Source organism: Arthrobacter sp. PGP41 (assembly GCF_002953935.1).
Classification (GTDB): Bacteria; Actinomycetota; Actinomycetes; order Actinomycetales; family Micrococcaceae; genus Arthrobacter.
Genome location: NZ_CP026514.1, coordinates 228,691 through 242,053, shown reverse-complemented (window position 1 = coordinate 242,053; position 13,363 = coordinate 228,691). Strand labels below are relative to the sequence as shown.

14 protein-coding genes are annotated in these 13,363 nt (G+C 66.3%); 7 read left to right on the top strand and 7 right to left on the bottom strand.

Annotation, left to right across the window (positions count from 1 at the left end):
• Nucleotides 1–128 precede the first annotated feature (128 nt).
• Complete coding sequence (locus tag C3B78_RS01110) at nt 129–1,124, top strand: hypothetical protein (RefSeq protein WP_104996434.1); 996 nt, start codon at nt 129–131, stop codon at nt 1,122–1,124.
• A gap of 72 nt (nt 1,125–1,196) precedes the next feature.
• On the opposite strand, the gene serS is transcribed toward C3B78_RS01110, so the two are convergent.
• Complete coding sequence (serS, locus tag C3B78_RS01105; RefSeq protein ID WP_104999565.1) at nt 1,197–2,477, bottom strand: serine--tRNA ligase; 1,281 nt, start codon at nt 2,475–2,477, stop codon at nt 1,197–1,199.
• 89 nt (nt 2,478–2,566) lie between these two features.
• Here serS and C3B78_RS01100 point away from each other — a divergent pair, with 89 nt between their 5' ends.
• Nucleotides 2,567–3,622, top strand: coding sequence for a diacylglycerol/lipid kinase family protein (locus C3B78_RS01100; RefSeq protein WP_104996433.1), 1,056 nt, complete (start codon nt 2,567–2,569; stop codon nt 3,620–3,622).
• A gap of 3 nt (nt 3,623–3,625) precedes the next feature.
• Here the strand turns inward: C3B78_RS01100 and C3B78_RS01095 are convergent, their stop codons facing one another.
• The 3 genes from C3B78_RS01095 to C3B78_RS01085 all read right to left on the bottom strand — a co-directional run bounded on the left by C3B78_RS01095 (nt 3,626) and on the right by C3B78_RS01085 (nt 5,244).
• Entirely contained in the window at nt 3,626–3,829 is a 204-nt protein-coding gene (locus C3B78_RS01095; protein WP_104996432.1) for a hypothetical protein, read from the bottom strand.
• 136 nt (nt 3,830–3,965) lie between these two features.
• Nucleotides 3,966–4,904 carry a prephenate dehydratase gene (gene pheA / locus C3B78_RS01090; protein WP_104996431.1) on the bottom strand — a complete coding sequence of 313 codons (939 nt, stop codon included), beginning with the start codon at nt 4,902–4,904 and terminating at the stop codon, nt 3,966–3,968.
• Between the two features lie 13 nt (nt 4,905–4,917).
• The gene (locus tag C3B78_RS01085; protein WP_104996430.1) at nt 4,918–5,244 is read right to left on the bottom strand and encodes a rhodanese-like domain-containing protein; all 327 of its coding nucleotides are present in this window, start codon (nt 5,242–5,244) and stop codon (nt 4,918–4,920) included.
• Between the two features lie 194 nt (nt 5,245–5,438).
• On the opposite strand from C3B78_RS01085, the gene C3B78_RS01080 reads away from it, so the two are divergent.
• The 4 genes from C3B78_RS01080 (at nt 5,439) to C3B78_RS01065 (ending at nt 8,284) form a co-directional block, all read left to right on the top strand.
• Nucleotides 5,439–6,914: an amidase gene (locus C3B78_RS01080; protein ID WP_104999564.1), complete on the top strand. Its 1,476-nt coding sequence runs from the start codon at nt 5,439–5,441 to the stop codon at nt 6,912–6,914.
• Nucleotides 6,915–7,050: 136 nt separating this feature from the next.
• Complete coding sequence (locus tag C3B78_RS01075; RefSeq protein WP_104996429.1) at nt 7,051–7,278, top strand: hypothetical protein; 228 nt, start codon at nt 7,051–7,053, stop codon at nt 7,276–7,278.
• A 116-nt stretch (nt 7,279–7,394) separates the two neighbouring features.
• The gene (locus C3B78_RS01070) at nt 7,395–7,607 is read left to right on the top strand and encodes a hypothetical protein (protein ID WP_104996428.1); all 213 of its coding nucleotides are present in this window, start codon (nt 7,395–7,397) and stop codon (nt 7,605–7,607) included.
• Between the two features lie 236 nt (nt 7,608–7,843).
• Nucleotides 7,844–8,284: a LapA family protein gene (locus C3B78_RS01065; RefSeq protein ID WP_104996427.1), complete on the top strand. Its 441-nt coding sequence runs from the start codon at nt 7,844–7,846 to the stop codon at nt 8,282–8,284.
• Nucleotides 8,285–8,301: 17 nt separating this feature from the next.
• On the opposite strand, the gene C3B78_RS01060 is transcribed toward C3B78_RS01065, so the two are convergent.
• Genes C3B78_RS01060 through C3B78_RS01050 form a run of 3 tightly spaced genes read right to left on the bottom strand, consistent with a single transcriptional unit; the run spans nt 8,302 to nt 12,442 of the window.
• Nucleotides 8,302–9,810, bottom strand: coding sequence for a carboxyl transferase domain-containing protein (locus C3B78_RS01060; protein ID WP_104996426.1), 1,509 nt, complete (start codon nt 9,808–9,810; stop codon nt 8,302–8,304).
• 1 nt (nt 9,811) lies between these two features.
• Nucleotides 9,812–11,023, bottom strand: coding sequence for a CaiB/BaiF CoA transferase family protein (locus C3B78_RS01055; protein ID WP_104996425.1), 1,212 nt, complete (start codon nt 11,021–11,023; stop codon nt 9,812–9,814).
• A 54-nt stretch (nt 11,024–11,077) separates the two neighbouring features.
• The gene (locus C3B78_RS01050; protein ID WP_104996424.1) at nt 11,078–12,442 is read right to left on the bottom strand and encodes an SLC13 family permease; all 1,365 of its coding nucleotides are present in this window, start codon (nt 12,440–12,442) and stop codon (nt 11,078–11,080) included.
• Nucleotides 12,443–12,575: 133 nt separating this feature from the next.
• On the opposite strand from C3B78_RS01050, the gene C3B78_RS01045 reads away from it, so the two are divergent.
• A complete protein-coding gene (locus tag C3B78_RS01045) occupies nt 12,576–13,274 on the top strand; it encodes a FadR/GntR family transcriptional regulator (RefSeq protein ID WP_104996423.1) in 699 nt (232 codons plus the stop codon).
• Nucleotides 13,275–13,363: the final 89 nt, after the last annotated feature.

Sequence of the window (13,363 nt, the reverse complement as noted above, 5' to 3'; positions counted from 1 at the left end):
CCACGGACAAAGCACCCGCGCACGCCCCGGTGCAGGGACCGTTTCCCGGTGCAGCTCGGGTGCCGCCGTTGTCCACATGGGGCGGAACCGTACTGCCCTTCCCTCGGTGGTGCGGCGACCATGGAGGCATGCAGCTGATTGATGCCGCCGCATTGCACCGCAGTACCGGAGACTCGCGCTCGCTCCGCAGGCGGTATGCCCGCGGCGAACTGGTCCGTGTCCGCAAGGGAGTGTACGCGGCAAAGGACGAGTGGATCTCACTGCCACCATGGGAAAGGTACCGGCAGACAATCCTTGCCGTGAACCTTGAACTGCCTTCGTCAAAGTTCTGCCTCAACACAGCTGCTGTCCTGTGGAACCTGGAGATGCTCGCTGTCCCCAACCATGTCCACCTTGCAGGTGCATCACGGGGCCATAGGGGCCGGAGCCTCCCCACTACGTCCGCTGCTCGAATGCCATCCGGATTGTGCGGACTTGAGGGACTCACCTCCTATGGTGTCGCCCGGCATGCTTCCCGGGGACCAACCATCGCGTTCGGAGGGCTACAGATAACGCCATTGCCCGAGACGGTGGTGGCGGTCATCGCAAGAGAGAACTTTGCGGCCGGAACAGTGCTGGCCGATCATGCTATCGGCATGCGTCGTACTTCAGGCCCCCGGGTGAGCAAGGACGAGTTGCTGGGGCACGCCGCGCGCCTGGAGTCGGGCGCACGCCGGCGATGGGTCACCCAGGTGCTCAATTTCGCCGTTGCCAACTCCGGATCAGCAGGCGAATCACTCAGCCGGGCACAGATGCACCTCCTGGGTTTCCCCGCGCCCCTGTTGCAGGCAAACTTCCGCGCGGGAGGCCACTTCATTGCCCGGACCGACTTCTTCTGGCCGCAGTTCAAACTTATTGGCGAGTTCGACGGCGACGCGAAGTACCTGCGCGATGAGTACTTGGGCGACCAGACGTCCCGCCAAGCCGTCCTGGCCGAAAAGAAGCGCGAAGACAAACTCCGTGCGGCCGGATTCAGTGTGGTGCGCTGGGACTGGGCGACTGCTTCGGATGCAGCCAGGCTGGGCGCTGTGCTGCGGAATGCGGGGCTGCCTAACAGCGGCACCAGGGCAAAAAGAACCCTCTGACGGACTTTGCACCCGGGAATGCCCTGGTGCAAAGTCCGTCAGAGGGTGCGATGCCCCGGGAAGCAGGCGAAGCTAGAGGACCGGGAGGACCTCAAGGCCGCCCAGGTACTTCTGCAGGGCCTTGGGCACGTTGACCGAGCCGTCGGCGTTCTGGTGGTGCTCCAGCAGCGCCACGATCCAGCGGGTGGTGGCCAGCGTCCCGTTCAGGGTGGCCACGGCCCGGGTGCCCTTCGCTACGCCCTCGGCGTTCACCGCGCGTTCGCGGATGTTCAGCCGGCGGGCTTGGAAGGTGGTGCAGTTGGACGTCGAGGTCAGCTCGCGGTACGCGCCCTGGGTGGGAACCCACGCTTCGCAGTCGAACTTCCGGGCCGCGGACATGCCGAGGTCGCCGGCCGCGGTATCAATCACCCGGTACGGCAGCTCGCACTTGGCCAGCATCTCCTCTTCCCATGCCAACAGCCGCTGGTGCTCGGCGGCGGCATCTTCAACAGTGGTGTAGATGAACATCTCCACCTTGTTGAACTGGTGAACGCGGATGATGCCGCGGGTGTCCTTGCCGTGCGAACCTGCTTCGCGGCGGTAGCAGGAGCTCTGGCCGGCGTAGCGGATGGGGCCGGCGGCAAAGTCCAGGATCTCGTCCGCGTGGTACCCGGCCAGGGCAACCTCGGAGGTGCCCACCAGGTAAAGGTCGTCTTCGGCGAGACGATAGATCTCGGCGTCGTGCTTTACGTCAAAGCCGGTGCCCTGCATGGTCTCCGGGCGCACCAAAGTGGGCGTGATCATGGGGACGAAACCGGCCTCGATGGCCTGGTCCATGGCCATCTGCAGCAGAGCCATCTCCAGCCGGGCGCCCACGCCGCGGAGGAAGTAGAAGCGCGCGCCGGAAACCTTGGCGCCGCGCTCCATGTCGATCGCGCCGATCAGCTCGCCGATTTCCAGGTGGTCCTTCGGCTCGAAGTCCGGGAATTCGCGCGGCGTGCCGACGGTCTTGAGCACCGCGTAGTCGTCCTCGCCGCCCTCGGGAACGCCGTCCTCAACCAGGTTTGGGATGGTGCGCAGCAGTTCTTCCTGCTTCGTCTGGGCGGCATCGGCCTCGGCGGAGGCGGCCTTGACCGAGTTGGCCAGCTCTTTGACCTCGGCCAGCAGCGCCTTCTTTTCGTCGCCCTTGGCCTGTGCCACCTTCTTGCCGAAAGCGTTCTGCTCGGCACGGAGGTTCTCGAAGCGGATCAGCGCCGCGCGGCGGGCGGCGTCCGCGGAGATGATCGCGTCCACCACGGATTCATCCGCACGGCGGGCACGCTGGCTGGCACGGTATTTATCCGGGTTTTCGCTGAGGTCTTTTACGTCGATCACCACACAAGGGTATCCAATCCCGCGGAAGACGGCGGGCGGCAGCGGGCGTGCCGGACCGGAAGGCTTCGCCGGGCTACTGTTGAACCACCATGAGCGACTGGATCCTGTACCTGCTGATTGGGGTGGCCCTCGCCTTTGCCATCTCAAGCTGGTGGGGCGTGCGCAAGCTCAAGGCCCTGCATATCCGCAGTACCGTGGGTACCGACGCGCACGAACCCGGACTGGCCCGGCAGCGCGTGGCTGTCATCCTCAACCCCATCAAGGCACGCTCGGAAGAAGCCAGGGCCACCATCCAGCGCGGCTGCCTCGCGGCAGGCTGGGAGAACCCCGTCTTTTTCGAGACGACGGCGGAGGATCCCGGCTATTCGCAGGTGCGGGCGGCCCTGGCGTATAGGCCCGACGTCGTCCTGGTGGGCGGCGGCGACGGTACGGTACGTGTGGTGGCTGAGTCCCTCGTACGCACCGATGTGGCCATGGGCCTCATCCCGCTGGGTACCGGCAACCTGCTTGCCCGGAACGTTGACTTGGACGTCAATGACCTTCATGCCAGCGTCAATACTGCGCTTTTCGGACGGCAACGGTACATCGACACCGCGCGGATGGATATTGAAAACTCACTCACCGAGGAATCATCCGCACATTCGTTCCTGGTGATCGCGGGCATCGGCATGGATGCCGAGATCCTGGCCGATACCAATGCCGGCCTGAAAAAGGCAGTCGGCTGGCTCGCTTATACCGAGGCCGGCATGCGGCACCTGCCGGGACGCCGGAAGAAGGTTTCGATTTCCTTGGACGGCAGCCCGGGGCAGGTCCGTAACATCCGCAGCGTGCTGTTCGCCAACTGCGGCCTGATCCCCGGCGGCATCGACTTCATACCCCAGGCCATGATCGACGACGGCATGCTGGACGTCGTCGTGATGAGCCCCCGCAGCGCCTTCGGATGGCTGCTGATGTACGTCAAGATCATGTTCAAGCACAGCGGGAAGCTGCCCGACATGACCGTTTACCGCTCCAGGAAAGTGGTCATAAAGTGTCCGGAACCGATGCCCATCCAGCTGGACGGCGACACCGCCGGCGAGGCCACCAGGCTCACCGTCCAGGTTGAGCCGCGGTCTCTTTTGGTCAGGGTCAAAGGGGAGGCTTAGCGGTCAGTTGCGGCTGCGCTTGTTCTCCTCGGCAGCTTTTGCGGCGGCGTGGGCCTCGGACTGCTCGCGGATCATGGCTTGCTCTTCTTCAAAGCGGAGGCGGTCGGCACGATCGGCCTCGTCGCCGTCCCAGTCCTGGTTGTCGGCAGTGGGCCGGGGGTTGACGATCATCCCCTGGCCATCGTTTTCGGTGCTGCTGGTAGTCATGACGCGATCCCTTCGCTAGGGGCCCTCCCCCATGTGGATCAAGCAAGCATACGCATTGTCCACAGCGCGCGAAAGTACTTCAGGGGGCATTTGCGTACGCTTTGGGCGAAGCGGCGTAACCGTTTTCGGCGCCCTGCTATGCAGGCCGGAGAATGTCTTCCACCCACGCCCGCGCTGCGCGAAACGCCTGGTCAGCGGTGTGCGGCTCCACCACGGTGCGTTGCATGTCCGCGCGGGGATATGACCCGAGGAAGCGCGTGGCGGGGCTGATGCGGTGGAGCCCCGCCAGGGCGTCCGCCACCCGCTCATCACCAACGTGCCCGTCGGCGTCGATGCTGAAAAAGTAGTCCCCAAGATACTGCCCTGTAGGCCGGGACTCGATGCGGCTGAGGTTCACGCCGCGGCTGGCAAACTGGTCCAGAATCTCCATCAGGGCTCCTGGGCGGTCCTCCGGAAGCGGCACCACCACTGTGGTCTTGTCCGCTCCCGTGCGCGAGGGCAGCGGGCCGGGGCGGCTGACCAGGATAAAGCGCGTCACGGCTTCCGGATTGTCACCGATGTCCTCCGCCAGGACACTCAGGCCGGGCTGTTCCTGCGCTACCAGCGGAGCACAGATGGCAGCGTCATATTGGCAGGCCTCATCAAGGAGCCCCATGGCCGACGCAGCGGTGGATGAGCCGGGTACGTATTCCGCAGCCGGGATGTTCTGGTCCATCCACAGCCGGCACTGCGCCCAGGCATGGCCGTGCGTTGACACCCGGCGCACGTCATCCAGCCGGACCCCGGGCCTGCCCGCCAGCACGAAACTGATGGGCACCAGGACCTCGCGGATTATCCGCAGTTCCTTGCCGCCGGCGATTGCGTCGAGTGTGGCGGTAACGCCGCCCTCCACCGAGTTCTCTATTGGCACCATGGCGGCATGCGCCGAACCTTCGCGCACTGCGTCCAGGGCAGCATTGACGTTCGACGACGGCACGCGGGTAGCCTGCGAGGCATCCGGCACCTGCATGAGGGCAGCCTCGGTGAAGGTACCCTCGGGCCCGAGGAAGGCATAGGTCACGGAGGACGCGGACATAAGTGTTCCTCGCCTACAGCACCATGGGTTTCAGCCCGTTGTCCGAGACGAGGGGCTTGCCAGCTTCCAGCCACATGTCCATGCCGCCGGAAACGTTGATGGCGGTGTAGCCCTGTCCCGTTAGCCATTGCGCCGCACGATAGGACCGGCCGCCGGTGCGGCAGATGACGTAGACGTCCTCGTCGGGATCGAGTTCCTCCAGGCGCCCCGGAAGCTGGTCCATGGGAATGTGGAGGGCGCCCTCTGCATGGCCGGCCACCCATTCGTAATCCTCACGGACGTCCAGGATGACAGCGTCATCGGGGATGTCGTTGACGGGGACGTTATCGAAATCGCTCATGGTGATTCCTGCCTTCGCGGATCGGGGGTCGCTTTAAGCGTAGTGCTTTACCTCCCGGAGGGCTTGCGTGCAGCCGAGTTACCCTTTTGTGTGAACGCAAGGAGGAAAATTGCTTCCTGAACACCATGTCCTGGCCGCCGCCGGAGGCCGTGGCCGCGGGGCCGGCGGCCGTGGTGCCGTGGCCGCGAGCTCCCGTGGCTGAACTCCATGAACTGTCCGCGGTGGCGCTCCGGAACCAGCTGCGGCAGGGAAAGGTGTCAGCGGCGGAGGTGGCAGCCCATTTCCTGCAGCGGATAGACCGGCAGAACGTCCCGCTGGGTGCTTTCATCACGGTGACGGCGGACCAGGCGATGGAGCGGGCGCACTCCGCCGACTCCCGGCGGGCCCGGACTCCGGCCGGGGAGTTGCCCCTGCTGCACGGCATGCCTGTGGCTTATAAGGACCTGACCGACGTGGAAGGCGTGCCAACCACGCATGGCAGCGCGGCACTGGACCACAAGCCGGCCCTTTGCGACGCACCACTGGTGGCCCTGCTCAGGAAAGCGGGGGCTGTTTCGCTGGGCAAGACCCAGGTGCCCGAGTTCGGGCTGACTGCCTACAGCGAAAACCGGATCGCGCCGCCGTCGCGCAATCCCCATGCCCTGAGCCGGAGCTCGGGGGGATCCTCCGGCGGAAGCGCTGCTGCTGTGGCTGCCGGGCTGCTTCCTTTCGCTCCAGGGACAGACGGCGGCGGATCTGTCCGGATTCCCGCTGCTGCCTGCGGGCTGGTGGGCCTCAAGCCCGGCCGCGGCCTGGTCCCGGCCGGGGAAAGCCTGGGGGATCCCGCCCGGCTGGTGGTGGCCGGACCTATCGCACGGACCTCAGCCGATGCGGCGCTTATGATGGACGCCCTGGTGCCCGCTGGGCCCCCCTCCGCAATGTCCACGCCCGCTGCCCACAGGCGTGGCATGCCCGGGATTGTTCCCGACAATGACGGCGGCTACCTCACCGCGGTGAAGCAAGAACCCCCGAAGCTCCGAATCGGGATTACGCTGGACAGCCCGTGGTCCGGGACGTTTCCTTTCAGCCCCGAGCAGGAAGCGCTGGATGCCCTCAATGCGGGCATCGGCCTGCTTGAACATGCCGGGCATGCCCTCGGTGAGGCTTCCATCCGCTATGACAACCGCTACCCGGATGCCTTCACCACGGCATGGACTGCGGCAGTGGGGACGGCCAGGATCAGCCCGCACCGTGAGGCGCTGCTGGCTCCCCTGACCCGCACCTTCCGGCGCCGGGCACATCAGCGCAGCCCGGCGAAACTCGCTGAGTCCCTGGCCTTCCTGCGGCAGTTCCAGCACGATACGGTGGCGCAGTACGCGCGGTGGGACCTGATGCTGACGCCGGCGCTCGCGCAGACACCGCGTCCGGTGGGCTGGTTCACCGGCATGCACGGCGGCGACCGGTGGCCTGCAGCCCCCTGGCCGGGAGACGCCGACGGCGACTACCGCAAGCAGTGCGAATACGCGCCATGGTCCTCGATGGTCAATGTCTGTGGCCTGCCGGCCATCACCCTTCCTGTCCACTGGACCGGAGGAGCGCCCGGCCAGGGATTGCCGATGGGCATCCAACTGGTGGGGCCGGCTGGTTCAGAGGCCCTCCTGCTGCAGGTGGCCAATCAGTTGGGATACTAAGGGCCTTCTGGAGGGCTTGTTGGCCAGGATCTAACACCCGCTTAATGCTCCCGTAACCGGGTGGGGCCAGACTGACAGGGTCCGCGCAGCTTTCGCTTCCCCTATCTGGCTATCACTCAACGAGGAGTTGCCGACCATGAATGCTGAACACTCCCGCGCCGCTGCCAACGAAACACTCCACGAAGCGAACCCGGCCAGGCCGGACCTGAACAACGCCAATATCAGGGAAGACCTGGCCGAGAGGGGCCGCTGCGGCATGGTCCACCTGCCCACTGGACGGACCTGCCTCCTTCCCTTCCGGCACCATGGCCCGTGCGAGTTCCACCGCCCGCAGGAAGCCGAGGACGTAATCACGGGCGAATAACCATCCTTCCGGCACGACCGCACGTGATGCCGCAACGAGGGCTCTGCGCAAAAGGTGTCGACTCTCCGCGGAAACGGGAGGACGATTAAAGGGCAGTCACTGTGAGGAGGTCTGTGATGTGCTATTCATCCAGCAAGGACTTCGGGTGGGGCGATAGGAAGGAAACCCGCCGCCGGCCTGAAGCCAAGCAGGACACCCCGGAAACCCCGGCAGAAATGCCGGAGAAGACAGTCAAGGCGCAGGACTTCACGTTCTGGGCTTTCCCGGCCTGGTGGAAGACACCAAAGCCCGGCACCACCTCTGCCCAACGGCGTAGGGAGAGGGTCTGACGCCGGCGCGCAAAGTCCGTTGGCAAAATCAACGGAAGGGTCTTCGCTGAAGGCCCTTCCGCTCTGTCCGGAGGCGGCTTTCAGGCGCCGTGTCCGTGCGCGGGCTTCAGGTGAGCTGACGACGGCGGAGCGCGAGCCTGGGCGCCGGGACTTAGCGGCCTTGGCGTTGTGCGTGCCGAAGCCAGCCCGCTAAGGTGGCATTGTAAGCATGCTTAGCATTTTGGAAGGGGACGCGAATGAGTACTGGACAGTACACGCCGGGGAATGAGGGGCCGCCGGAGCCGAGCAGTAAAGGTATGACGCCGGCGGACCGGACCCGTACTTCGGCTGTGCCGGATGTGCGGCCGGCCAGCGACTCGCCCGCCACCCCCGGTCCGACAACTACCCCCGGCCCGACACCACAGACCCCGGATCAGCCCCGGGTGACGCGCGCAGGGGTGGTGTGGGCTGCCGTGGTGGCAGCCCTGGTGATCCTGATCCTGCTGATCATTTTCATCCTGCAGAACCAGGAGCAGGTGGTGGTCCGCTACTTGGGGCTGGAAGGAATGGTCCCCCTGGGCATGGCCCTGTTCATCGCCAGCGTGACCGGCGGCGTCCTCGTTGCAATGGCGGGCGGCGCCCGCATCCTCCAGCTGCGCAGGAACGCCCACCGCGACAGGGTCCAACAGCGCAGGTAGCGCGCGTAGGGGCCAGGTCACCCCGCGCCCAGGCTCCGGTACTTCGCGGACCGCGCGGCAACGAGATCTGGAACGGGAAGGCCAGCGAGTGAACCCAGCTCATACTCGATGGCCTTTGCCATGCGCTGGCAGAATTCGCGCGGCTCCAGGGAGGCGTCGTCCCGCTCATCTACAATGTGGTCCACCAGGCCGTTGGCGTACAGCGATGCGACGTTCACGCCCTGCGCCTGGGCCATCGCGGGGGCATGCGCAGTTGTGCGGTGCACGATGGCGCTGGCACCCTCGGGAGGCAGTGGCGAGAGCCAGCTGTGATGCGCCGCAATGGTCCGGTCCGCCGGCAGCAGCGCCAGCGCCCCTCCCCCGGCGCCCTGGCCGAGCAGCACGGAGACCGACGGAGCGGCCAGGCCAATCAGTTCGTGCAGCGAGCGCGCAATCTCACCCGCCAGCCCGCCTTCCTCCGCATCCTGCGAGAGGGCCGCACCCGCCGTGTCGATGACCGTGAGCAGCGGCAGACGCAGCTCCTCGGCGAGCTTCATGCCGCGGCGCGCCTCCCGCAGGGATCCGGGCCCCATGCCGGCAGCGTCCTTGCGGAGCGGCCGGGCGTGGCCCAGGACGATGCAGGACTGGCCGCCGAAGCGGGCCAGGGCCAGCAGCAGCCCCGGGTCCTTCTCCCCCTGGCCCGTTCCGTTCAGGGGCAAGGCGTCCGCCGCCCCGTATTTCAGGAGCTGCCGCAGGTCAGGACGCCGGGGACGCCGGGAGATGCCGATCGATGTCCACGCGTCCACGGGAGCGGGCCGGACACCGATCGTTGCGGGCTTCGCCGGAACGCCTGCCCGCTTCGCGCACAGAATGTCCAAGGCCCTGGCCACCAGGTCGGCGAGGTGGGCCGGCTCCACCACGCCGTCGATCAGTCCCTTGCTGAACAGGTTCTCCGCTGTCTGCACGTTCTCCGGGAAGGCTTCGCCGTGCAGGGCCTCGTAAACCCGGGGGCCGAGGAATCCCAGGAGGGCGCCGGGCTCTGCCACGTTGATGTGACCGAGGGATCCCCACGAGGCCATGACGCCGCCGGTGGTGGGGTGCCGCAGGTAGACCAGGTAGGGAAGGCCGGCCTGGCGGTGCGCCCGCACAGCCCCGGTGATTTTCACCATGGACAGGAAGGCCAGCGTCCCTTCCTGCATCCGGGTGCCCCCGGACGCAGGGCCGGCCAGCAGCGGCAGCCCCTCAGCCGTGGCCCGCTCGACGGCGCCCACGATCCGCTGGGCCGCCGCGTGTCCGATCGATCCCGCCAGGAAGGAAAACTCACTGACGATCACCGCCACCCGGCGCCCCCGGATGAGCCCGGCGCCCGTGATCACGGACTCGTCCGTGCCGCTCCGTTCCCTTGCTTTGGCGAGGTCGCGGAAGTACTCCCCGGTCAGCGGCGGCTCCTGTACCGGCGTATCCCAGGAGACGAAGGAGCCCCGGTCCACCACGTTGTCCAGCAGTTCGGCGGCGCGTAGGTGCCGCACCTTTTCCGTCGTCGCCATGCTATTTCGCCCCGGCGGCTACGGCACCCAGGCCCAGCCACTCGCGGATGGCCTGCCCGTCCTCGTCCAGCAAGGGCGGCGCGTCGTGTTCGGTGACAGTGGTTTCCGCAGCGTCACCGGCGGCGAAGAACCTCAGCGGCGGCCCGGGCAGGCTGACCTTGCCGAGCAGCGGGTGGTCGACGTCCACTAGCAGGCCCTGGGACGCAACCTGCTCCCACGCGTACACCTCGTCAAGCGAGCGCACCTTGCCTGCCGGGATCCCGGCGTCGTCCAGCTTCTGCAGAAGCTCCACTGCCCCGTAGCCGGCAAAGACGCGTTCGACGGCGGCAATCACGCCGGCGCGGTTCCGCACCCTTTCGGCGTTGCTGGCAAAGCCGGGCGCCGCCGGATCCAGGCCGAAGGCCGCGGCAAATGAGGACCACAGTTTTTCGCTGCCGACGCTGATCTGCACGATGCCGTCCCCGCAGGCAAAGAGGCCGTAGGGGGCGATGGACGGATGGTGGTTGCCCTGCGCCTGCGGAACTTCCCCTGCCACGGTGGTGCGGGTGCCTTGGAAGGCGTGCACCCCGATCAGTGATGCCAGCAGCGAAGTCCGCACCACCTGGCCGCGGCCGGTCCCGTCCCGCTCAACCAGCGCAGCGAGCACTCCGAATGCCCCGTTCATGCCGGCGAGGAGGTCCGCGATGGGGACGCCGACGCGCTGGGGATCGTTCGGTCCGGAGCCCGTCAGGGACATCAGCCCCGCTTCGCCCTGGAGGATCTGGTCATAGCCGCTGCGCCGCGATTCCGGCCCGTCATGGCCGAAGCCGGTGATGGAGAGGACCACCAGGCGCGGGTTGAGTTCGTGCATGGCAACCGTGGAGAAGCCCAACCTGTCCATCACGCCGGGACGGAAGTTCTCGATCACCACGTCGGCGCGTTCCAGTAGCCCCCTCAGCACCGACTGGCCATCTCCGCTCTTCAGGTCCAGGCTGATGGATTCCTTGTTGCGGTTGCAGGACATGAAGTAGGTGGATTGGGGGTCCTCGGCGGGGCCCACGAAAGGCGGGCCCCATCCGCGGGTGTCGTCCCCGGTGCCGGGGTTCTCCACTTTGATGACGCGGGCGCCCAGGTCGGCCAGCATCATGCCGGCATGCGGTCCGGCCAGGGCCCGGCTCAGGTCCACCACGAGGTGGCCCGACAAGGGTCCTTGCGTGCTGTCGGTTCTACTCATGCGCTGGTTCCTTTTCTGAATGGCTACGGGAATGCAGGTGCGGCGGTTACGTGGCTAGAGCCATCCGGGGACCACCAGGGCGAGCCAGGCAAGGACCGGCCCGGCGACGATCACGATGCCGCTGTAGCCCAGGATCTGCTTGTAGAACCGGTCCTTGTCGACGCTCTCCGGAGCATTGGCCAGGACCAGCGCACCGTTGGTGGAGAAGGGTGAGACGTCCACGATGGTGGAGGCAACCGCCAGGGCGCAGATCACGCCGACCGCTCCGATTTCGCCGGTGGACAGGAACGGCACCGCGAGCGGGATGAGGGCCGCGAGGATGGCAGTGGACGAAGCGAAGGCGGAGACCACGGCACCGATGAAGCAAATGAGCAGGGCTGCCAGCAGCGGCATGCCCAGGCCGGCCACGCCGTTGGAGACGAACTCGATGGTTCCGGCTTCCTCCAGCACTCCGACGAACGTCAGCATGCCGCAGATCAGCAGCACGGTGGACCAGCTGATCTTGTTGATGGCGCCCTTCTGGGCAGCGGGCGAGACGAGTGCCACCACGATGGCAATGGTGATGGAGACAAATCCGACGTCCATCTTGAAGCCGAGGGCGATGACGGCCAGGGCAATGAGGCCGGCGATGGTCACCAGCTGCGGGACGCGCTCTGAGCGCTCCTTGGTGGCTGCCACGCCGTCGCCTGCCGGATCCCGGGGGCCGTACATGCCCGAGCCGAAGCCCTTGAAGGGGACGTCGCCGGCCTTGGCCCCGACGCTGACCGCCATCCGCGCTTCGGCAGCCTGCTCCACGAAGTGGCCCACCTTGGAGGACAGCAATGCGCGGCCGCCAAGGACCACAAAGAGCACCAGTGCGATGACCAGGTTGAAAAGGAGGCTGGACAGGAACAAAGCGGTGGGGCTGAAGTCCAGGTCGGTTTTGGCGAGGATGCCGTTCACCGTGACGCCATACACGGCGATGGGGGAGAACCCGCCTGCCTGCGCTCCGTGGATCACCATCATGCCCATCAGCAGGGGATTGATCTTGTACTTCCCGGCGAAGCTGAGGGCGATCGGGGCGATGATTGCGACGGCGGCCGGAGACAGCGCGCCGACGGCCGTGATGACGGCGGTGATGGCGAACATGACCCAGGGAATCAGGGCTACGCGGTTACCCACCAGCCGCACGGCGCCCCGCACCAGGAGGTCGATGGTGCCGTTGTTCTGGGCGATGGCGAAGAGGTACGTGACGCCGACGATGGTCAGGAACAGGCCGCCGGGGAAGTTGGCCAGGATGTCGGTGGTGGACATTCCCAGCACAACGGTACCCAGCAGGAAGGCGCCCACGAACGCAAGGGCGCCCATGTTCAGGGGCAGGACGGTGGCGAGCAGGAACATCGCCGCAAGAATGATGATGGACAGAACAGGAGCGGACATCGTTGGTCCTCCGTTGGAATGAAAAGTGTGATGTGAGTTACTGGCTCACTGGACTAGCCTCTTAGACAGTGAGTCTATCTGTCAATAGCCGGGCCCTGTATTCTGGAGGAACCGACGACGTAGCGAGGGCTTTGTGGAGAAGGCATCACGGCTGGGACTGGAGCGAGTTACACGCCCCCGGCTTTATGAACAGCTGGTGGAGCAGATCCTGACGTACATCGAATCTGCCCAACTGAAGCCCGGGGACCTGCTGCCCGCGGAACGTGACCTTGCCGAGCGCCTTGGCGTTTCCCGCGCCACGCTCGCCCAGGCCCTCGTGGCCCTCGAGGTGCTCGGGGTCATTGACGTGCAGCACGGGACCGGAGCCGTCCTGGCCCGCCGGCCGAGCATTGCCTCGGTGATCAAGGGCTTGCGTGAGCACCGCAGCAGGCTGCCGGAGATCGTGGAGGCGCGCAGCACCCTAGAAGTGAAGCTTGCCGCCCTCGCCGCTGCCAGGCGTACAGATGAAGACCTGGCTGCCATCGACGAGGCCCTTGAGGTCATGGCGAAGGAGATCAGCGACGGCGACCGCGGAACCCGCGGCGATGAGCTCTTTCATGAGGCCATTACGGCGGCAGCGCATTCCCCGGTGCTGGCGCAGCTCATGGCCTTCATCGCCGAAATGATTCTGGAGACCAGGATGGAATCCCTCGGCCAGCCGGGCCGGCCGGAGCAGTCCCTCGCCTCCCACCGCAAGATCGCCGATGCCGTCAGCGCGCAGGACGCCGAAGGAGCCGCCGAAGCCATGCTTGCCCACATCGAGCTGGTCTCGGACGTGGAGTTGCTCCGTTGACGCGAGGGTAACGGGCGCGTATTGACCCCGCCAGGCGGCGGTTTTAAACTCTGGACATCGCATGCCGCTTTCGGCGCAAATTCGCCGGC